Source organism: Stenotrophomonas sp. STEN063 (assembly GCF_056854515.1).
The window spans coordinates 20171-42069 of record NZ_JBXFWF010000040.1 but is presented as its reverse complement, the minus strand read 5'-3'; the positions used below and the strand labels follow the sequence as shown (position 1 = coordinate 42069).

At 66.4% G+C, this 21899-nt stretch carries 14 protein-coding genes and 1 pseudogene; 9 read left to right on the top strand and 6 right to left on the bottom strand.

Annotation, left to right across the window (positions count from 1 at the left end; translation table 11 throughout):
* The first annotated feature begins 217 nt into the window (after positions 1–217).
* The gene (locus tag AC1VWL_RS11915; RefSeq protein ID WP_481614587.1) at positions 218–763 is read left to right on the top strand and encodes a glutathione peroxidase; all 546 of its coding nucleotides are present in this window, start codon (positions 218–220) and stop codon (positions 761–763) included.
* 180 nt (positions 764–943) lie between these two features.
* Here the strand turns inward: AC1VWL_RS11915 and AC1VWL_RS11910 are convergent, their stop codons facing one another.
* From AC1VWL_RS11910 to AC1VWL_RS11885, 6 genes are all read right to left on the bottom strand, one after another.
* Complete coding sequence (locus AC1VWL_RS11910) at positions 944–1930, bottom strand: MlaA family lipoprotein (RefSeq protein ID WP_482986830.1); 987 nt, start codon at positions 1928–1930, stop codon at positions 944–946.
* A gap of 1 nt (position 1931) precedes the next feature.
* Positions 1932–2261 (bottom strand): STAS domain-containing protein, encoded by a 330-nt coding sequence (locus tag AC1VWL_RS11905; protein WP_482986829.1) that lies wholly within the window; start codon positions 2259–2261, stop codon positions 1932–1934.
* Positions 2230–2901 carry an MlaC/ttg2D family ABC transporter substrate-binding protein gene (locus AC1VWL_RS11900; RefSeq protein ID WP_282267700.1) on the bottom strand — a complete coding sequence of 224 codons (672 nt, stop codon included), beginning with the start codon at positions 2899–2901 and terminating at the stop codon, positions 2230–2232. The genes AC1VWL_RS11905 and AC1VWL_RS11900 overlap by 32 nt, the downstream gene beginning before the upstream one ends.
* Entirely contained in the window at positions 2898–3422 is a 525-nt protein-coding gene (gene mlaD / locus AC1VWL_RS11895) for an outer membrane lipid asymmetry maintenance protein MlaD (protein WP_481614584.1), read from the bottom strand. Before mlaD ends, AC1VWL_RS11900 begins: the two co-directional genes overlap by 4 nt.
* A gap of 109 nt (positions 3423–3531) precedes the next feature.
* A complete protein-coding gene (locus AC1VWL_RS11890; RefSeq protein ID WP_282267696.1) occupies positions 3532–4281 on the bottom strand; it encodes an MlaE family lipid ABC transporter permease subunit in 750 nt (249 codons plus the stop codon).
* Positions 4282–4495: 214 nt separating this feature from the next.
* On the bottom strand, positions 4496–5293 hold the full coding sequence (locus AC1VWL_RS11885) for an ABC transporter ATP-binding protein (RefSeq protein ID WP_481614583.1): 798 nt from the start codon (positions 5291–5293) through the stop codon (positions 4496–4498).
* Between the two features lie 225 nt (positions 5294–5518).
* Here AC1VWL_RS11885 and recC point away from each other — a divergent pair, with 225 nt between their 5' ends.
* The 8 genes and pseudogenes from recC to AC1VWL_RS11845 all read left to right on the top strand — a co-directional run.
* Positions 5519–8881: an exodeoxyribonuclease V subunit gamma gene (gene recC / locus AC1VWL_RS11880; RefSeq protein ID WP_482986828.1), complete on the top strand. Its 3363-nt coding sequence runs from the start codon at positions 5519–5521 to the stop codon at positions 8879–8881.
* Positions 8878–12510 (top strand): UvrD-helicase domain-containing protein, encoded by a 3633-nt coding sequence (locus AC1VWL_RS11875; protein WP_482986827.1) that lies wholly within the window; start codon positions 8878–8880, stop codon positions 12508–12510. Before recC ends, AC1VWL_RS11875 begins: the two co-directional genes overlap by 4 nt.
* The gene (gene recD, locus AC1VWL_RS11870) at positions 12507–14552 is read left to right on the top strand and encodes an exodeoxyribonuclease V subunit alpha (protein WP_482986826.1); all 2046 of its coding nucleotides are present in this window, start codon (positions 12507–12509) and stop codon (positions 14550–14552) included. Before AC1VWL_RS11875 ends, recD begins: the two co-directional genes overlap by 4 nt.
* A gap of 203 nt (positions 14553–14755) precedes the next feature.
* Positions 14756–15301 carry a DUF3828 domain-containing protein gene (locus tag AC1VWL_RS11865; protein WP_482986825.1) on the top strand — a complete coding sequence of 182 codons (546 nt, stop codon included), beginning with the start codon at positions 14756–14758 and terminating at the stop codon, positions 15299–15301.
* 154 nt (positions 15302–15455) lie between these two features.
* A complete protein-coding gene (gene folE, locus AC1VWL_RS11860; protein ID WP_282267683.1) occupies positions 15456–16055 on the top strand; it encodes a GTP cyclohydrolase I FolE in 600 nt (199 codons plus the stop codon).
* Positions 16056–16077: 22 nt separating this feature from the next.
* Entirely contained in the window at positions 16078–17547 is a 1470-nt protein-coding gene (locus tag AC1VWL_RS11855; RefSeq protein ID WP_282267681.1) for a DUF3375 domain-containing protein, read from the top strand.
* Complete coding sequence (locus AC1VWL_RS11850) at positions 17534–18250, top strand: DUF4194 domain-containing protein (protein WP_482986824.1); 717 nt, start codon at positions 17534–17536, stop codon at positions 18248–18250. The genes AC1VWL_RS11855 and AC1VWL_RS11850 overlap by 14 nt, the downstream gene beginning before the upstream one ends.
* A 73-nt stretch (positions 18251–18323) precedes the next feature.
* A pseudogene (locus AC1VWL_RS11845) lies at positions 18324–21773 on the top strand (ATP-binding protein); the annotation flags it as partial.
* Positions 21774–21899: the final 126 nt, after the last annotated feature.

Below are 21899 nucleotides of genomic sequence, written 5' to 3'. Positions count from 1 at the left end.
CCCCCGCTCCACGGGGCGGGGGCGTGTGGGGTTTGTCCGTCCCCTCGCGGGCACTGGGCCCCCCCCGTTCCCCCCCCCCCTGCCCGGGGCGGGCCACTACCAACAGCTAGCCAGCCGAGCACGGCTCGGCACCACAGTGTTGCAGCACGACTGTCGTGCCAGCGCCACCCGCGCCGCTTATGATTGCGTGCTCCCCAATCCCACAGCAGGCAACCGCATGACCGCTTCCGTATACGACACCGCGCTGACCACTATCGACGGTGCCCCGACTTCGCTGGCCGACTACCGCGGCAAGGTGTTGCTGCTGGTCAACACGGCTTCCAAGTGCGGCCTCACCCCGCAGTACGAAGGCCTGGAAAAGCTCTACCGCGAAAAGAAGGAGGCCGGCCTTGAAGTGCTGGGTTTCCCGGCCAACAACTTCAACGGCCAGGAGCCGGGCAGCGAAGACGAGATCAAGCAGTTCTGCGCGCTCACCTATGACATCAGCTTCCCGATGTTCTCCAAGATCAGCGTCGCCGGTGCCGACATCCACCCGCTGTACCAGCAGCTGACCGCCGCCCAGCCGGTCGCCATCGGCGAAGGCCCGATGCGCGAGAAGCTGGTCGGTTTCGGCATCGAGGCCAACCCGGCCCCGGCCGTGCTGTGGAACTTCGAGAAGTTCCTGGTCGGCAAGGACGGCACCGTCGTCGCCCGCTTCGCCCCGGACACCACTGCCGATGACGAAGGCCTGCGCAAGGCCATCGATGCAGCGTTGGCTGCGTAAACCAGCCATCGTTGTGTTGTGGGAGCGGCGTAAGCCGCGAAGCTGGAATTGCTTGGCAACCGGTTCCAACCGCGATCTGCTGATTCATCAGCTTCGCGGTTGACACCGCTCCCACAAAAAAAGCGGATAACAAAAAGCCCGGGTTTCCCCGGGCTTTTTGCTATCCAGCAGCAACCAGGATCAGTCGCCCCAGTTCGGCATCGGCATTGCGTCGACCGGAATCGTGGTCTGGTCGTCGTCCTGATGCTTGCGGTCGCGGCGCAGGTCCTTTTCGATCTGGTAGTTGCGGCGTTGCAGCCAGGCATCGCGGGTCAATGCGTACTCGTCCACCGCGGTGTCACGCAGCGAATCGACCGCCATCAGCTGTGCACGCATGTCCACCAGCTGCAGGCCCTGCAGGCCGATGCGGACCTTGTCCATCTCGATCTGGCGCATCGGCGACAAGGGGATGTCACCAGCCAGGCCGAACACATCACGCACGGTACGCGGGCCGAAGAACGGCAGCTCCACGTAACGCGAACGACGCCAGCCCCACGTGCCCAGGGTCTGACCGAAGTCTTCGCTGCGCTTGGGCACCATTGCCTTGCTGGCCGGATCGAACAGGCCGCCAATACCGAAGGTGGAGTTCATCAGGAAGCGGCCCAGCGTGTCCCAGGCATCATCGGCGTGGCCCTGCAGCAGCTGGTTGACCATGGTCAGCGGTGAGCGCAGGTTGCTGAAGAAGTTGCTGACGCCAGTACGCGCGAACTGCGGTACGACGTTGGTGTACGCCGTGGCCAGCGGGCGCGCAACGCCGCGGTCGACCGCATTGTTGAAGCGGTGCACGCCGCGGTTGTACTTCTCCCACGGGTCGTAGGTCACGCCTGCAGCGGCCCCGGCAGTCTCGCCTTCAGCGCTGGGCGCCGGGCCGCCATACAGGGCAGCGAAGTCGTCTTCGGCCCCGGTCGGCGTGGTGTCGTCGCTGGCAGTTGCGTTGCTCTGCGTGCCGTCGGCCGTGGCGGTGCCTGCAGCGTCCTGCACGGGGACGGCTGCAGCGTCGACGGTTTGCTCAGCGGCCTGCGGTGCAACCACGGTGGACGCTGGCAGTGCATCGCGCGCTGGCTTGCCAGCACAGGCGGCAAGCATCGCCACGCTGAGCAGGAGGAGGAGGGTGCGGAAAAGTTTCATGTCAGCTTCCTGCCGAGGAGGCGTTGAAATCGAGGGACGGTGACAGCCGGTAGGCTGCGCGCAGTTCGTCCAGACCCGCCGGGCTGCCGCTGACGTTGCCGCCACCTTGCGCCCGCAGACCTGCGGCCAGTTCACCCAGCAGCGCCAGACCGGCGCTGTCGATGCCTTCAACCGCAGCCAGGTCGAGCTGACGCACAGGCGCCAGCGCGCGCGTCAGCTGCGGCCACAGTGCAACCACCGCTTCACGGTTGATCACGCCCGCCAGCAGCAGGGTGTCGCCCTCGGTGCGGAAGGTGGCGTTACTTGCCACGGGGAGCGGCCGGACCCGCATTGGCCTGCATGCTGCCGCTGCGCAGTTCGGTTGCGACCTGCTTGATCGACTTCTGCCGCAGCGGCGCGTCGAACTGGTTCTTGAAGGTCTGCACGTAGGAGATGCCTTCGATCATCACGTCGAAGATCTTCCACTGGCCGTCGACATTGCGCATCAGGTATTCGACCGGGGTCGGCTCGCTGCCGGCACGTACCAGCTCGGTGGAGACCTTGACGCCGCGGTTGCCCGGCAACGGCTGCTCGCTCTTGTAGCGGAAGCTGGGCTTGCCCTGGATATCGAGCAGGGCCGAACCGTAACGCGACATCAGGTTGTCGGCCATGGCATCGGCGAACAGCTTGACGTCGGCATCGGCGGCGCCGCGGCCGTGCACGCCCAGTACCAGGCGGGCGGCGTAGTCGCGGTCGAAGGCGCGGCTCAGCTCGCCATCGATATAGCTGCGCAGCGTTGCCGGATTGGCGCGGAATTCAGCGCGACGGGTCTGCAGCGAATTGATGATGCGGGTGCTGGAATCCAGCACGGTGCGGGCGGCGGCCGAGGGCTGCGCGGCGGTGGCGGCCGGGCGTGCCTGCGCCAGCGTGACCGACGGTGCGGCGGCCAGCAGTGCAGAGGCGAGCACGACGGTAAGCAGTTTCACTTTCATGGTTGCGGTTCCGTAGCGGGCGCGTCTGCGCCGGGGGGTTCGTTGGCAGCCGCGCCGGTGTTGCCGCCGCCGCTGAACATGTACTTGCCAACCAGCTGCAGCAGGTCTACCGCCGGCTGGGTGAAGACGATTTCATCACCGGACTTCAATACGTCCGGATCACCACCTGGCTGCAGGCCGATATAGCTTTCGCCCAACAGGCCGCTGGTGAAGATGCCGGCCGAGGTGTCGGCAGGCAGGTCCTTGAACTTGCTGTCCAGCGACAAGGTCACGATGGAATCGTATTTAATCGGGTCCAGCTGAATGTCAGCTACTTGGCCGATGGTCACGCCGCCAACCTTCACTGGCGCCTGCTTGCGCAGCTGGCCGATCTGGCTGAAACGGGCCTTCAGTTCATAGCCGCCACCGCCGGTGCCGAAGCGCTGGTTGGTGGAGGCGACGGCCAGCACCAGCAGCGAGGCCAGGGCCAGCAGCAGGAAGGCGCCGACGGAAAATTCGAGTCTGGGTCCACGGATGGCCATGTTGTGTCTCACTCCTGATCCATCTGGTGCTTCGCCAGGCGAAGCGGGTTGTTCGATTCTTTGTTTGGTTCCCGCACGTGGATGTGCAGGCTCTTGCGAGCGACTCGCATCATTGGAACAGCAGCGCCGACAGCACGAAGTTGAACATCAGCACCAGCAACGAGGCGTTCACCACCGCACGGGTGGTGGCCACCGAGGTGCCTTCGATGGTCGGCTCGGCGTGGAAGCCGACATACGCCGCCACCAGTGCCGCGGTACCGCCGAAGATCGCCGACTTGAGCAGGGCCACGGCGAAGTCATCCCAGAAATCGACGCTGCCGCGCAGCCCCGACCAGAAGGTGCCGTTGTCCTGGCCCAGCACATGCACGGCCTCGAAATAGCCGCCAGCAATGGCCAGCGAGCAGAAGATGCCGGTCAGCAGCGGCACGGTCAGCACCGCTGCCCAGAAGCGCGGCGCGACCGCCTTGGCGATCGGGTCGATGGCCATCAGCTCCAGTGCCTTGATCTGGTCGGTGGCACGCATCAGGCCGAGCTCGGCGGCGATCGAGCTGCCGGCGCGGCCGATGAACAGCAGTGCGGTCAGCACCGGTGCCAGCTCGCGGTACAGCGACAGGCCGAGCAGGGTGGACAGCGCATCGGAGGCACCAAAGGTGGTCAGCGTGCGGTAACCCTGCAGGGTCAGCACCAGGCCGACGAAGGCGCCGCCAACGGCGATGATCGGCAGCGAACGCGCACCGATCTTGTAGATCTCACGGGTCAGTTCGGCCAAGAAGTCACGCGTCGGCAGCGAGCCACGCAGCACCGTCAGCGAGAACAGCCCGGCACGGCCCAGCGAGCGGATGGAGGAGGTGAAGGGCATCAGGAAACTGCTCCAGAAGCGCGACCGCTGCACGGCTTGTTTTCCTTCTCCCGCAAGCGGGAGAACGAAGGGCCTGCCCCCGCGAAGGCGGGGGTGCCCGAAGGGCGGATGAGGGGAGCTTTTGCTCTACGTGCTTTAAAAGCGCCCTCACCCCAGCCCTCTCCCGCCATGCGGGAGAGGGAGCAGGAATCACGCATTTCGCGCAGCGTCGTCATCACGCGTTCTCCAGCCCGTAGTTGCGCGTCGGTGCGTCGAACGGAATCGGGCCGTCTGGCTGCCCGTGCAGGAACTGCCGCACCAGCGGGTCGGTGCTGGCCTGCAGTTCGTCCGGTGTGCCGGAGAACACGATACCGCCATTGGCGATCACCACGGCCTGATCGCTGATCGGCAGGGTTTCATGCACATGGTGGCTGACGATGATGCTGGTCAGGCCGAGGCTGTCGTTCAAGCGCTGGATCAGGCTCATGATCACGCCCGAGGCGATCGGGTCCAGCCCGGTCAGCGGCTCGTCGTAGATCATCAACGGCGGGTCCAGGGCCAATGCACGGGCCAGCGCCACGCGACGCGCCATGCCGCCGGACAACTCGCGCGGCCAGGCATCGGCAGCGGCCAGCAGGCCAACCGCGTGCAGCTTCATCTGCACCAGGCGGCGCAGCACCGGCTCGGGCAGCTTGGTATGCGCACGCAGCGGCAGCGCCACGTTGTCGGCCACGCTCAGGTCGGTCAGCAGGCCATTGCCCTGCAGCAGCACGCCGACGTTCTTGCGCATCTCCAGCAGGTCACGGTTGCCGTGCGGAATATTCTGACCAAACAGCTGCACGGTGCCGGATACCGGCCGCAACTCGCCGGTCAGCGCCGCCAACATGGTCGACTTGCCGCTGCCCGAAGGACCGAGCACCGCGGTGATGCTGCCACGCGGTACCTGCAGCGAAACATCGCGCAGGATGGTGCGTCCGCCGCGATCGATTCGCACGTTGGACAACTGCACCAAGGGAGTCCGGGCTGAGGGCATGAGGGCCTTTAACGGAAAACCAACGTTCTAGGATTGCCAGCAGCGCCTGAACATAAGCGTACTGGACCGTCCAGTATTGTCTCATCGTCAGCGCACAGTGCCATGCACAGCTTGAGGCGTTGGCAGCAACACAGTGTGCAGGGGATGGGAGAGTCAGCCGGTCCGGATTGTGCGCAATGCATTCATGTCTCGCTCCCTGCGATGCTGCTGCGGCAAGATGGTGTGATGAGCAACGCCCCCGATTTCCGCCTGTACCACTCCAATGCCCTGGACGTGCTGGCCCAGTTGCTGGCCCACGCATTGCGCGAGCCGGCGCCCGGCCAGTCCTTGCTGGCCGCCGATATCGTGCTGATCCCGCAGGTGGCGATGCGCCGCTGGCTGCAGTCGACCCTGGCCGCCGAGTACGGCGTCTCCGCCAATCTGGAATTCCTGACGCCCGGCGAGTTCGTCGCCAAGGCGCTGAAGGCCAATGTGCCGGGCGAGCGCGATGACCTTGGTGCTACCGGCCTGCACTGGCGTCTGTATGGGGCCTTGACCGACAGCAGTTTGATGCAGAAACCGGCGATGGCCGGGCTGCGTGCCTACCTTGACCGCAACGACCCGCTGCGCCCATGGGCGCTGGCAGCCGAGCTCGGCGGGGTATTCGAGAAGTACCAGGCCTGGCGCCGCGACTGGCTGCTGCGCTGGGAGGACGGCGCCGAGCCGGACGACCCGCAGGCCATCCTGTGGCGGCATATCGCAGGTGGACAGAACTACCGCGCACGCCGCATCAACGATTACCTGGCCCGTTTCGAAGGCGAGCACCAGCCTTTGCCGCAGGGGCTGCCGCAACGCCTGTTCGCTTTCGCCACGCTCAACGTCTCGCCGGACGTGTTGCGGGTGATCGCCACCCAGGCACGGGTCGGCACGCTGCACTTCTATATGCCGACCCCGACCCGTTCCTATTGGGGTGACCTGCAGACGCTGAAGGAAAAGCTGCGCAGCGGCCTGGCCGAGCCATTCGGCACCGAGGCCGGCGAGAACCCGCTGCTGCAGGCCTGGGGCGAGGCCGGCCGTGACTTCATGGCGGTGCTGGGCGATTACGAAGTGGTGCATCCCAGCGGCGAAATCGCCGCCTACGTCGATCCGGAAAGCATTGCCGTGCCCGGTCTGGATGACGGCGGGCTTGGTGACAGCCTGCTGCACCGCCTGCAGGCCGACCTGTTCCACCGCCGCGCGCTGCCCTCGCCACCGTTGCGCGAAGCGCTGCGGGTGGACGACCCCAGCATCCAGATCCACGCCTGCCACACCCGCCTGCGCGAAATGCAGGTGCTGCACGACCAGCTGCGCGCGCTGCTGGAAGACCCGCGCTTCGACCCGCCACTGCAGCCGCGCGAGATCGCGGTGCTGGCGCCGGATATCGATCCCTACGTGCCCTACCTGGAATCGGTGTTCGGCGGCCGTGGCGGCAACGATGCGCATATTCCGTGGGCGCTGGCCGATGCCAGTCCGCTGCAGGGTGAGCCGCTGGCCGAGGTGTTCGTGCAGTTGCTGGGCCTGCCGGTATCGCGCTTCGGCCTCAATGAAATCCTCGACCTGCTGGCCAGCGCACCGTTGGCGTCGGCCTCGGGTCTGGATGCGGCTGCATTCGAACGCCTGCACGGCTGGCTGCAGGCGTCGGGCGCGCGCTGGGGCCTGGATGCTGGCCACCGCAAGCAGCATCAGGCCCCGGCCGACGATGCCTACACCTGGCAGTTCGCGTTGGACCGGCTGCTGCTCGGCCATGCCAGCGGCAGTGATGAGGACATCGCCGGCGTCGCGCCGTGGCCGGAACTGGAAGGCGGTGGCCTGGCTGCACTGGATGCGCTGATCCGCCTGCTGCGTGTTCTCGCCCGCCATCAGAAGACCCTGGCCGAGGCACTGACGCCCAAGCAATGGCGCGAACGCCTGCTCGGCCTGTTGCTGGCGCTGTTGCCGGAAACCCCGACCGAACCGTCCGCGGTGCGCGCGCTGGACCGTCTGCGCAAACTGGTCAACGAGTTTGCCGAAGAAGCCACCAGCGCCGGTTTCGACGCGCCGGTACCGGCTGAAGTCGTGCGCGCGCACTTCGCCTCGGTGCTGTCCGAAGCCGATACCCGTGCGCCGCTGCTCACCGGCGGCATCAGTTTCGGCCGCATGGTGCCGATGCGCTTGCTGCCGTTCCGTGTGATCTGCGTGCTGGGCTTGAACGACGGTGATTTCCCGCGCCGCGATCCGGCTGCCGGCCTGAGCCGGCTCACCGCCGAGCTGGGCACCGAGCGCCGTCGCTATGGCGACCGCTCGCTGCGCGAGGACGACCGTTTCCTGTTCCTGCAGCTGTTCGCCTCCGCCCAGGACGTGTTCTACCTGAGCTACCTCGGTGCCGATGCCCGCGACGGCAGCGTGCGCGAACCCTCGGTGCTGGTCAGCGAACTGGTCAACGCGGCGTCGGCGTATCACCTGGACAGCGCTGCCGCTCGCAAGCAGCTGGTGGTGCGGCATCCGTTGCAGCCGTTCGCGCCGGCGGCGTTTGGCGGTGATGGCGAGCCGCGCCGTTTCAGTTACCGACGCCAGTGGCACCCGGCCGCCAACGCGGTGGGTGGCAGCCGACAGCGCTTGGCGCCGTGGTTCGACGGTCCGCTGAACGCACCGCTGCCCACCGCACTCAATGACGACAGTCTTTCGCTGGATAGCCTGCGCCGATTCATCAGTGACCCGGCCGGACAGTTCCTGAATCAGCGTCTGGGCCTGCGCCTGGCCGGTGACATCGACGACAGCGAAGACATCGAGCCGCTGCTGGTGCCCAGTGGTGGCCGCCTGCATTCGTCCTTGCAGCAGCAGGTGCTCAGTGCCCTGCTGGAGGGCCGCGAAGCCGGCCTGTACCAGCGCCTGCGTGCCCGTGCCTTGTTGCCTTCCGGTGCGCTTGGGCGGCAGCAGTTCGAACGCATGCTCAGCCGCATCCGGCCCTGCGCGGAAACGTTTTCGCAGTGGTACGACGGCCAGCCGCTGGGCTCGCAACGCTACGAAGTTCAGCTTGATGGCGTGCGCCTGCATGGGCGTGTCGATCAAATTCATCCACAGGGTCTGATTCGCCTGCAGGCGGGTGCGCCGGGAGTGGCCTATGTGCTGCGCGGTGGCCTGGATTGGCTGTTGGTGAACGCTGCCGGTGCGCCGTCATCGATGCTGCAGTTCCATGACAACGGGCAGGCTGGCTATGGCCCGCATCGGCTTCCAGAGCTTTCTGAAAAGACTGCACAGGAAGCCTTGAAAGCCTTGCTGCGCCTACGTTCTGAAGGAATGCAGGCGCCGTTTCTATTCGCTCCCTACACCGGTTGGGATATCTACAACGCCGACGAGGACAAGCGCGAAAACGCGGCGCAGGCGCGCTGGTTCGGCAGCGAACACAGCTGGGGCGAGCGCAACGGCGAAGCCCTGCAATTGGCCTTGCGCGGCACCGATCCGTTTGCATCGCCAAGCACTACTCACAGATTTATCCACAACGCCTTGTTGATATTTACCGCGCTGCGCGAGGGCCGCGTATTGCCCGATTTCGACGCTGAAAACGATGTCATGAACGGAGCCGGCGCATGAGCACCGAAGCGCTGCAGCAGGACCCGTACCTGCACCTGCCGTTGGACGGCCTGCGCCTGATCGAGGCCAGCGCCGGCACCGGCAAGACCTTCACCCTGGCCACGCTGTTCACCCGGCTGGTGGTGGAGCAGGGCCTGCGCATGGGCCAGATCCTGGCGGTGACCTTCACCGACGCGGCGACCCAGGAACTGCGCAAGCGCATCCGTGAACGCCTGGAGCTGGCTGCACGTGTGGTCGACAGCACGCCAGACGACAAGGACAGCCCTGAAACCACGCTCACCCGCGCCATCCTGCAGCGTCACCTGCAGCAGGGCAGCGAGAGTGCTGCACAACTGGGCCGGCGCCTGCGCATTGCCGCCGAAGAAACCGATCTGGCCTCGATCTTCACCATCCACGGCTTCTGTACCCGCGTGTTGGGCGAATACGCTCTGGAAAGCGGCCACACCTTTGCCGCGCCCGAGCTGCTGGCCAATACCCGCGAGCTGCATGCTGAGCTGGCTGCCGATCTGTGGCGCTTGCACGCAGGGCAGGGCGAGCATCTGGAGGCGCTGCTCGGCCTGTGGAAAAGTCCAGATGCACTGGCTCGGGATCTGCCCACATTGGCTGCCGAACTGCCGCTTTATCCACAGCCACCGCAGACCCTGATCGAAGACACCCGCCCGTTCCGCGACGGTGCTGCACAACGTTTGGCCGCCGGCATCACGGAGCATGGCGACACCTATCTGCAGCAGCTGCGTGGCGCGGTGGAAGGCGGCATCCTCAACAAGTCCAGCTACAAGTCCGACTGGATCGAGCCGCTGTTCCAGCAACTGCTGCAGTGGAGCCGCCGCCCCGATCCTACTGCCGAACTGGATGATCGCCTGGAGCGGCTGACGCTGGACGTGCTCACCGCCAAGACCAACAAGGCCAAGGCCAAGGCCGGCAGCACCCCGCAATCGCCGCTGCAGCCGCTGATCGCCGACTATCTGCAGGCGTTGGCGCAGGTGACGCAGTGGCAGCGCCAGCAGTCGATCGTGTTGTTGCACCAGTTGCGCAACGAAGTTCGCCAGCGGCTGGCCCAGCTCAAGCAGCTCCGCCGCCAGCAGACCTACGACGACCTGATCGACAACGTCGCCAATGCCTTGCATGGCCCGCACGGCACACATCTGGCCGAACGCCTGCGCGCGCAGTACCGCTTCGCCCTGGTCGACGAGTTCCAGGACACCGACCCGCGCCAGTGGGACATCTTCCGCCGTGTGTTCGTCGCCGACGATGGTGATGCCGCGTTGTTCCTGATCGGTGATCCCAAGCAGGCCATCTACGGTTTCCGTGGTGGCGATGTGCATACCTATCTGCAGGCCAAGGCACTGGCCGAAGCCGCACCCGCACTGGACCGCAACTTCCGCTCACGCCCCGGCGTGCTGCGTGCGATCCAGGCGCTGTACGACAACGCTGGCGCCGAGGCCTTCCTCGACGAGCGCATCCAGTTCGAGCCGGTTTTGCCGGGCAGCAAGCGCAGCGATGACGACTATCTGCTCGACGGCAAACCGGCACCAGCATTGACCCTGCAACTGATCGCAGGCGACGCCGACGGTAAACCCTTGAAGGCCGATGCCTCGCGCGACGCCGCCACCGCCGCCTGCGTGGCAGATATCCACAAGGTGCTCAGCGCCGCTCGCGAAGAACTCGCACTGGTCGATGGCAAGCCGGTGCAGCCGGGCGATATCGCCGTGCTGGTGCGTTCGCACAAGGAAGCTTCACGCGTGCAGCAGGCCCTGGCCGCGCTCGGCATCCCGGCGGTAGCTGCAGGCAAGCAGAGCCTGTTCGCCAGCGCCGAGGCGCACGAACTGCGCCTGCTGCTGCTGGCCCTGCTGCAACCGGCCGACGAAGGCCGCCTGCGCGCTGCGCTGGCGACGGTGCTGCTGGGCGAAAGCGCAGCCGCCATCGCCGCGATGGAACACGAAGGCGAACAACAGCGCCTGCACCAGGAGCGCCTGCTGCAATGGCGTGAGCGCTGGCAGCGCGGCGGCGTGCTGGCCCTGCTGTCGGACCTGTGCGCCGAACAGGCCGAACGCCTGTTGCTGCTGATCGACGGCGAGCGCCGCCTCACCAACTACCTGCAGCTGGCCGAAGCCCTGCAGGAAGCCAGTAACCGCAGCATCGGCCTGCATGGCCTGCTCGACTGGCTGCAGACGCAGATCGCCCACGCCGACGAAGGCGACGAAGCGCAGCTGCTGCGGCTGGAATCGGATGCCCGCCGCGTGCAGATCATCACCCTGCACAAGAGCAAGGGCCTGGAATATCCGCTGGTCTACCTGCCCTTCGTCGGCATCGCCACCAATGCGCCGGACAGCAGCAACCACCGCACCGTGCACGACGGCGAACAACGCGTGCTGCACTGGAAGATCGACAAGGAAGATCCCGAGTGGAAGGCCGTGGGCCAGCAGGTCAACGCCGATGAGGAGGCCGAAACCGCGCGCCTGCTGTACGTCGGCCTGACCCGCGCCGAGCATGCCTTGTGGATAAGTGGCGGTGCCTTGACTGGCCTGGCCACCTCGCGGCTCGGGCCGATGTTGCAGGGCCTGCCCGAGCATGCCGACATCCAGGTGATCGAAGACGCCAGCAGCCCGGTGCCGACGCGCCTGCCCCCCGAGCGCGAACAGGCCTTGCCGCCGGTACGCGAGGTGCGCCGCAGCGTGCCGCACGACTGGTGGGTCTACAGCTTCACCCAGCTCGCCCATGCCGAAGGCGGCCACGATACTGCCGCCGCCGCCACTGAAGACAGCGGTGGCGCCGCTGACGAACCGGCGCAGGTCGACGTCGATGCCGAGTCGCCTACGGAAGCCACCGTGGCACAGGCGGAAGTGTTCGATCCGCGCTTCGCCGGCAGCCGCTTCGGCAATGTGCTGCATGCGGCGCTGGAGAATGTCGACTTCGGCGTCTGGCGCGACTGGCAGCCCGGCCTGGCCGCACCGGATGGCCAGGCCGAGATCATCGAAAAAGCAATGCGTGCAGATGGTTACGTCGACGAAGAGATAGCCGACGGTGTGGCGCTGCTGACCGAGCTGATCGGCCAGACCCTGACCGTCACCCTGCCCGAAGGCGGTGCCCTGCATTCGCTGGACGAAGGTGAGCGCCGCGCCGAAATCGAGTTCCATTTCGCCATGCAGCCAACCACGGTGCCGGCACTGCTGCGGGTGCTGCATGCGCACGGGGTTGTGCGCGGTCGTAACGGCTTCGGCCTGCGCCGCCAGCTGGAAGGGCTGATGACCGGCAAGATCGACCTTACCTACGTCCGCGATGGGCGCTGGTATGTGCTGGATTACAAATCCAACCGCCTGCCCGATTACGCCCCGGCGCAGCTGGATGCGGCCATGCGCCACAGCGAGTACGACCTGCAGGCGCTGATCTACACCGTGGCCCTGCATCGCTGGCTGCGCTTCCGCATTGGTGCTGGCTACGACTACGCGCGTGACTTCGGTGGCATCCGCTATCTGTTCTGTCGCGGACTGGATGCAACCCGTCCGCAGTCGCCGGGGCTGTACGCGCACAACTTCGCACCGGAGCTGGTGCATGCGGTGGATGAACTGTTTGCCGGTGGCCGCGATGGCCATGCGGCCTTGTTGGCACGACTGGGAGGCGAGGCATGAGCCTGCTGGCCGCATTGAACAAAGCCGGCGCGCTGCGCGCGCTGGATCATGCCCTGGCGCAGAGCCTGCGGCGGCTGGATACGGAAACGCCGGACGCGGTGCTGGCGGCTGCGGCCTTGGCTTCGTTGGCGGTATCGCAGGGGCATGCGGGCTTTGATCCGACCCAGCCGCAGCGTTTGGTGGATGCCGGTGTGGAATGGCCGGCTGCCGAGGAATGGATTGCGAAGCTGGAGGCGTCGAAGTGGATATCCACAGCTGTGGATAACAGCGTGGAGTCGCAGCAGGCGCCCTTGGTTTGGGAGAACGGGCTGCTGTATCTGCGCCGGTACCGCGAGTACGAACGCCGCTTGGCGGCGGGGTTGCAGCGGATCGGGCAGGCACCGGTTGCTGCTGGTGATGTTGTTGGGTTGGCGGGGGTGTTTGCTTGCCTATTTCCGGGGCAAGCCGTTGCACCGCAAACAGATCTGTTAGGCGCACCCTCACCCCAGCCCTCTCCCGGAGGGAGAGGGGGCCAGAAGCGTGCAGCGCCGCAAGACCCACAGACCTCAGCGCAGCCGGATCTCTTCCTCCTCCCGCCTGCGGGAGATCAAAGGGCCTGTCCCCGCGAAGGCGGGGATGCCCGCAGGGCGGATGAGGGTAGGACTCCAGACCACCAAGCAAGAGCAGCAGCCACCGCCCTGCGCCACAACCTGCTGCTGGTCACCGGCGGCCCCGGCACCGGCAAGACCACCACCATCACCCGCCTGCTGGTGCTGCTGGCCGCGCAGGCACAGGCCACGAACCAACCAGCACCGCGTGTCGCCCTGGCAGCGCCAACCGGCCGCGCCGCCGAGCGCATGGCCGAAAGCCTGCGTCACGCGCTGCAGAAGCTCTCGGTGGAAGGCATCGACAGCGCTTTGTGCGAGCAACTGCCAAGCACCGGCACCACCTTGCACCGCCTGCTCGGCGTGATCCCGGATTCGCCGCGCTTCCGCCACCACGTCGACAACCCGTTGCCCTATGACGTCATCGTGGTTGACGAAGCCTCGATGATCGACCTGCCGCTGATGACCAAGCTGGTCGAAGCCATCGCCGCCGGCACCCGCCTGGTGCTGCTCGGCGATCCCGATCAGCTGCCGTCGGTGGAAGCGGGCGATGTGCTCAGCGCCATCCTGCGTGCCGCTGGCGATGGCCAACGCACCGCCGCAGCGGACGCCGACGCGTTGCGCCCTCTGCTGGGCGAACTGCCGGCCGATGTGATCGAAACCAGACCCACCGATTTCGCTGGGGCCCGCGTGCAGCTGCAGCGCGGCTACCGCCAGAGCGAAGCCTTGCAGTTGGCACCACTGGCCAGCGCCATGCGCGATGGCGACGCAGTGCAGACGCTGCAACTGCTGCGCGACGCTGAACTGACCGGCGTGCACTTCCACGAAGGCGATATCGATCCACTGCAGGCCTGGCGCGAGCCGCTGCAGCAGTACTGGCAGGCACTGGCCGATGCTGCCACCCCGGCCGACGCGCTGGCCCTGGCCGGGCGCATGCGCCTGCTCACCGCCGTACGCGAAGGCCCGCAAGGCGCGCGCGGACTCAACGCCCGCATCGAAGACCTGCTGGCCGGCACGCGTGGCCGCGCGCTGGGCCCGGGCTGGTTCCACGGGCGCCTGCTGATCATTGGCGAGAACAGCTACCGCCATCGCCTGTTCAACGGCGACGTCGGCATCTGCCTGCGTGATGGCGATGGCCGCAGCACCAGTGCCTGGTTCCCCGGTGACGACCCGGCCAACCCGCGTGCCTTCCACCCGGCGGCGTTGCCGCTGCACGAAAGCGCCTTTGCGATGACCGTGCACAAGGCGCAGGGCTCGGAGTTCGACCAGGTCTGGCTGCAGCTGCCACGCCGCGACAACCGCGTGCTCAGCCGCGAGCTGCTCTACACCGGCATCACCCGCGCCCGTAACGGCCTGCATCTGGCCGGCAGCGCCGAGGTCATCGAAGCTGCGCTGGCCCGCCATGCCAGTCGCTGGTCAGGCCTGGCGCAGCGCTTGTCTCCTTCCCTTTCGCCGTAGGCGAAGGGGGCGAGCAGTCCGCGCAAACAAGCACCCCTCGCCAACCCTCTCCTTCGCCTTTGGCGAAAGGGAGGGAGGCAAGCGCTCTGCCCCCTCCCTTTGGCGCAGCCAAGGGGAGGGTTGGGGAGGGGTGCTTCAAAGCCTTTGCTTTCCCCAACAGTCCCGCCTAAAAAGACCCGACAAACGAACACGCAAGGACGCCCATGAAAACCCTGGCACCCACAGCACTGCTGCTCCTGGCCCTGACCGGCTGCAACAAGGACGCCCCCGCCACTGCCACACCCGCAGCAACCCCTGCCACGGCCGGCACCAGCGCGCAGGACATCAGCAACGCCCGCGGCTTCCTCAGCCACATCTACGCCGGCTACCACCCGGATGCCGGGTTGGACGCGATCCTGCCCGACGAGGAGGTCTACACGCCGGCGCTGATCGCTGCGATGCAGGCCAATAGCGACGCCTACGCCGGCGAAGTCGGCTATCTGGACGGCGATCCGCTCTGTGACTGCCAGGACACCGCGCAGGACCTGCGCCAGATCAGCTTCGACATCCAGCCACTGGCAGACGGCCAGCTGCGTGCCAGCGCCCAGCTCGACGACCCCCAGCACCCCTTGCAGCTGCAGTTGACCCTGCAGCGCCAGGGCAGCAGCTGGCGCATTGCCGACATCGCCAACCCGCGTGCGCCCAGCCTGTTGCAGGCGCTGGAGCGCGATACCGCCACGGCCAAGCAGGCCGCAGGGCAGGCAGATTGAACCGCTGGATCGGTCGACCTTCAAAAATTCCATGTAAAACAATGGAATAGATCTGGCGAAGCTGGCTCGCCGGAGCCGGTCAAGGCGCCGTAAATGCTCCTCCACAGCCCCGGCTGGTAGCATGTCCACCCCGTAATCCAAGCGCAGTTCTGTAATGGCCGATCCCAAGAACCCGTCCGTCACCCAAGCCCAGGCCGAAGACGCCGTGCGCACCCTGCTGCGCTGGGCCGGTGAAGATCCCACCCGCGAAGGCCTGCTCGACACCCCGCGGCGGGTGGCCGAGGCCTATGGCGACTGGTTCAAGGGCTATAACGACGACCCGCGCGAGTACCTGGCCCGTACCTTCGAGGAAGTGGCCGGCTACGACGAAATGATCGTGCTGCGCGACATCGAGTACGAAAGCCACTGCGAGCACCACATGGCGCCGATCATCGGCCGTGTGCATGTCGGCTACATCCCCAACGGCCGCGTGGTCGGCATCTCCAAGCTGGCGCGCGTGGTCGAGGCCTATGCGCGCCGCTTCCAGGTGCAGGAGAAGATGACCGCGCAGATCGCCGACGTCATCCAGGACGTGCTGCAGCCGATGGGCGTGGGCATCGTGGTGGAAGGCGCACACGAGTGCATGACCACCCGCGGCATCCACAAGCGTGGTGTCAGCATGGTCACCTCGCGCATGCGCGGCACCTTCCATGACGACGCGCGCACCCGCGCCGAGTTCCTGCGTTTCATCGAAGTCGGCCACGCCCGACGCTGAGCCCAGGGATCGCACGCGCTCGATGAAGTACCGCCAACGTATCGCCGGCTACCAGCGTCTGCGCGAGCAGCCGCTATGGAAACTGCTGGCCTCCGACCGTGCGCCGGTGCTGGTGGGCCTGTTGCAGGGCCTGCTGCTGGAAGCCGATCGCCGCATTCCCGGTTCCATCCTCGCCGAGCGCCTGCAGCAGCAGCTGGACACGCTCAATGGCGAGGAGCTCGAGGTCGAGCTGCCGCGTACCGCGCCGGCCTACATCGCCTACTGGCTGGCCCAGGGCTGGCTGGTGCGGCGCCTGCCTGAAGGCGCGAGCGAAGAGGAATACGAGCTGTCGCGGCACGCCGTGCAGGCGATCCGCTTCATCGCCGGCATCGAGCACAACGCCAGCCTGGCCACCGAAAGCCGCTTGGCCATGGTGATGCAGCAGATCTCGCAGCTGGCCCAGCAGACCGAGGCCGATCCGGAAGCACGCCTGGCCGCATTGAAGGCCGAGCGTGACCGCATCGATGCCGAGATCGCGCAGGTGTCCACCGGCAAGGTCAGCGCGCTGGATGGCAAGCGTGCGCTGGAACGCACCCGCGACGTGATCCGACTGGCCGATGACCTGGCCGAGGACTTCCGCCGTGTGCGCGATGACTTTGAGCAGCTCAACCGCCGCTTCCGCGAACGCATCATCGACGACGAAGGCGCACGCGGCGACGTGCTCGACCGCCTGTTCAACGGCGTCGATGTGATTGGTGAATCCGATGCCGGGCGCAGCTTCCAGGCGTTCTGGGACCTGCTCAATGATCCGCGCCGCAGTGGCGAACTCGACGCTGCGCTGGACACCGTGCTCAACCGTGGCTTCACCCGCAAGCTGGACCGCAACGAGCGCAATTTCCTGCGCAACTTCACCAGCACCTTGCTGGAACGCGGCAGCCAGGTGCACGAGGTGATGCAGCATTTCGCCCGCAGCCTGCGCGGCTTCGTGCAGAGCCGCGGTTACCTGGAACAGCGCCGCCTCAACCAGCTGCTCAAGCAGGCGCAGGGCCAGGCCCTGCAGCTGCGCGACGAAGTGCGACCGACCGCGCCCACCGGCTTCGTGCTGCCGCTGTCCTCGGCGCGCGTGCGCTCGATCGGCCAGTGGCGCCTGCACGACCCGCGCACGCATCAGGTCGACACTTCCATCTATTACGCCGAGGCTGCCGAGATCACCCTCGACAGCGTCGGTGACCTGGTCGCGCAGTCGGAAATCGACGTGCGTACGCTGAAAGACAATCTCTTCATGCTGCTGGGTTCACGCCCGCGCCTGAGCATCTCGCAGGTATTGCGCGAGCGGCCGGCGCGGCAGGGCCTGGGCAGCGTGATCGGCTATCTCTCCATCGGCACCCGCCATGGCAAGGTGATGACCGACCAACTCGAAACCGTGGAATGGACCGGTGGTGACGGCGTGGTGCGACGCGCCCGCGTGCCGCTGATCTGGTTCCTCAAGGAAAGACGCGATGAACTGGTCTGAGACCGAAACCGATAGCGAAGCCACCAGCGCGCCCGTCGCGCCGGCACCCACCCTGAGCGGCGGCGCCCTGTTCGTCGGCGACAGCGGCCGCCTGCCGGTCGATGCACGTCGCGCGCTGTGCCTGCTGCTGGCCGGCCCCAGCGTCGACGCCCAGCGCCAGCCAGCGCAATGGGCGGCACTGCTGCGCAATGAAGACGACGTGCGCAGCCTGCTGTGCGAACTGTTCCTGGAGCTGGTGCTGGACCGTGACGGCGGCGTCGCCTTCACCCGCCAGTTCGATACTGCCGAACTCGACTCGCCCAACCTGCTGCGCGCTGCACCGCTGACCTTCATCGAGTCGGTGCTGCTGCTGTTCCTGCGCCAGCAGCTGGCCGAGGCCGATACCCGCGGCGAGCGCGCGGTGGTGGCCGAGTTCCAGCTGGTGGAAGCGATGAGCATCTACCAGAAGAACGTCTCCACCGACCAGGCCGGCTACGGCAAGCGGGTCACCGCTGCCATCGCCAAGATGCGCGAGAACCAGCTGCTGTCCAAGCTGCGCGGCAGCGAGGACCGCTACGAAGTGTCGCCGGCGCTGAAGCTGCTGTTCTCGGCCGAGGACGTGCAGGTGCTGGTCGAGGCCTACCGCCAGTTGCGCGATGGCGATGCCGTCACCGACGCGGTTGCCGACGACGAAGAAGCCAGCAGCGACAGCGCCACCGAATGATGCCTGGCACCCACGCCACGCTGACCAGAATGACCACCGCCGCGCAGTGCGTGGCGGCTGAAGGATGAGCCGTATGGAAACCACTTCCCACACCCTGCTTCCCAACGCCGCGTTGTTCAACGACCCGGCCAGCGACGCACGCGCGAACCAGTTCCGCATGCGTCGCCTGCAGGTGCTCAACTGGGGCACGTTCTCCGGCCTGACCGAAGTGCCGATCGCCGAACGTGGCTTCCTGTTCGTCGGCCGCTCCGGCTCGGGCAAGTCGACCCTGCTCGATGGCATGAGTGCACTGCTGACGCCGCCAAGCATCGTCGACTTCAACGCCGCTGCGCGCGAAGCAGAACGCTCCGGCCGCGACCGTTCGCTGGTGTCGTATGTGCGTGGCGCCTGGGCCGACCAGCAGGACAGCGAGTCCGGTGAAATCGCCACCCAGTACCTGCGCAAGGGCGCGACCTGGAGCGCATTGGCGCTGGAATACCACAACGCCCGCGGCGACGCGGTGTCGATCGTGCGGTTGTTCTGGATTGCCGGTGCCGGCACCTCGGCCAATGACGTGCGCAAGCACTACATGGTGATCCCGCGTCGCTTCGACCTGGCCACCGAGATGGAAGGCTTCGACCTGGACCTGCGCAAGCTGCGCGGTCGCCTGGGCGAAGACGTCGGCCACTTCGACAGCTTCACCGGTTATGCCGAGCGCTTCCGACACCTGCTCGGTATCGGCAACGACATGGCGCTGCGTCTGCTGCACAAGACCCAGTCGGCCAAGAACCTTGGCGACCTCAACGGCTTCCTGCGTGGCTTCATGCTGGAAGAGCCGCGTACCTTCGAAGCGGCCGACCGTCTGGTCGACGACTTTGCCGAGCTCGATGGCGCCCACCACGCCGTGGTCACCGCGCGCCGCCAGGTCGAAACGCTGACCCCTGCGCGTGATTTCCACCAGGACCTGATGACGCTGCGCAAGGGCGTGGCGACGCTGCGTGACCTGCAGATCGGCATTGACGGTTTCCGCGAGGAAAAGCGTCTGGAGCTGGTCAACGAGCGCCTGAAGGAAGTGGAGATGCTCGACCGCGGCCTGATGGGCGAGGAAGGGCAGCGCCGGCAGTCGCTGGACAACCACGAACAGAAGCTGGTCGAACTGGAACGCCAGCAGCGCGAGCAGGGCGGTGAGCGCATCGACGAACTCGAGCGCGAGCGTATTCGCATCGAACGCGAGGTCGAAGAACGCAGCCGCCGCCGCAAGCAGTTGGAAGGCGCCTGCCGCCAGCTCGGCATGGTGCTGGCTGAAACCGCCAGCGGCTTCTCCGAACAGGTGGAGCAGGCGCGTGCCTTGATCGATGGCACCAAGTCCGGCGCGGGCACCGTGGACGACGCCATCGCCGAGCGCATGGCCGAGCGCCGCGACGACGAGAAGCGTTTCGCCGCACTGCGGGTGGAACTGGAATCGCTGAAGGCGGCGCCGAGTTCGATCCCGGCGCCGCTGCAGCAGCTGCGCGCACGTCTGTGCGACGACACCGGCCTGTCCGAGTCCGCGCTGCCCTTCGTCGGCGAGTTGATCCAGGTGCGCGAGGACCAGATCGGCTGGCGCGGTGCGATCGAGCGCGTGCTGCACGGCTTCGCGCAATCGCTGCTGGTCGACGAGAAGAATCACCAGCAGGTCGCCGAGTGGGCCAACCGTACCCACCTGGGCACCAAGCTGGTGTATTTCCGCATCCGTGACAACGAGCTGCTGCACGCACGCGAGCCGGAGAAGCGTTCGCTGATCCACAAGCTGCAGTTGCGTGATCATCCCTACGGCGATTGGGTCTACAACGAGCTGCAGCGCCGCTTTGATTACACCTGCGTGGAGAACGCTGGGCAGCTGCGCAACGAAGACCGCGCGATCACCCGCGAAGGCCAGATCAAGCACCCGGGCGACCGCTACGAGAAGGACGACCGGCATGCGGTCAACGATCGCAAGCGCTGGATGCTGGGCCACGACAACCGCGACAAGCGTCGCGTGTTCGAACGCGAAGGCCAGGAGCTGGCCCAGCGCATCGCCCGCAGCGAGGCCGATGTGGCAATGCTGCGCAAGCAGCGCGAGAGCGGGCAGGAAAAGCAGTTGGCCGCGCACTCGCTGATCGAGCGCGACTGGGACGAAATCGATGTCGGCCCGCGCCTGCAGCGACTGAGCGATATCGACGAGCAGCTGGTCGACCTGCGCGAAGGTGACACGGCACTGGCGCGCATCGGCCAGCAGATCGAATTGACCCGCGGCCTGCGTGACCAGGGCAAGCGCACCTATGAAGACGTGCGACTGGAACGCGGTCAGTTCTCGCGTGAGCGCGCACGCCTGGAGCAGCTGCGTGACAACGGCCAGGCGCGCGTTGCCAGCGCACCGTTGACCGAGCTGCAGCGCGAAGGCCTGGAAGAGCGCCTGAACATCCTGCCGGGCTTGAACCTGGAAAGCCTGGAAAGCCACTTCCGCGTGATCGAGCGTGGTCTGGCCGAAGAGCTGGGCAGCAGCCAGGGCCGTGATGCCAAGTTGACCCAGCATCTGCTGGACTGCTTCCGCAAATACACCCAGCAGTGGCCGGAAGACTCCGGCGACTTCACCGTGTCGCTGACCAGCGCCGACGATTTCCTTGCGCGTTTGACCCGCCTTGAGAGCGACGGTCTGCCGCGCCACGAAGGCCGCTTCTTCGAGTTGCTGCAGACCCAGAGCAAGAACAACCTGCTGGCCTTGCAGCGGCACACCGCCGAAGCGCACAAGGCGATCAAGCAGCGCATGGACGAGGTCAATGCCTCGCTGGAACAGGTCGCATTCAACCGCGGCACCGTGCTGGCCATCGACGTGCACGACCGGCGCCTGCCGGAAGTGCAGGACTTCCAGCTGCAGCTGCGCGCGGTGTTGACCCACCAGCAGACCGAAGACCGCTCGCTGGCCGAGTCCCAGTTCAACGTGTTGCGTGACCTAGTGCGTCGCCTTGGCGCGCAGGAACCTGAGTTGCGCCGCTGGCGCGAGCAGGTGCTCGACGTGCGCCAGCATGTGGAGTTCATCGGCGTCGAGCTGGATGCTGATACCCGCGAGCAGGTGGAAATCTATCGCAGTGGCGCAGGCAAGTCCGGTGGCCAGCGGCAGAAGCTGGCGACGACCTGTCTTGCTGCCGCGCTGCGCTACCAGCTGGGTGGCGAAGACGGTGAGCTGCCGCGCTACGCCGCGGTGGTATTGGATGAAGCCTTCGACAAGGCCGATAACGAGTTCACCGCGTTGGCGATGAACATCTTCGAGAACTTCGGTTTCCAGATGGTGGTCGCCACCCCGCTGAAGTCGGTGATGACGCTGGAGCCGTTCATCGGCGGCGCCTGCTTCGTCGAGATCAGTGGCCGCCACGATTCGGGCGTGCTGCTGATCGAGTACGACGACGAAGGCAATCGCCTGAAGCTGCCGGCGCGCGCACGTGGTGCGATGGCGCAGGCCAATGCGGAAGACGGGGTGGATGTACCGGTTGCTGGTGAGGCACCGGCTGCGTCCAGTGCAGCTGCTGATGCCGGGCTTGAAGCGTCGGTTGCTGAAGCTGCAGTGGAAGCGGAAGCCAAGCCTTCGGTGAAGAAAGCTGCGAAGAAGGCTTCGACGAAGAAGAATATTCCAGCCTGACGGTCGGGAAGCGAG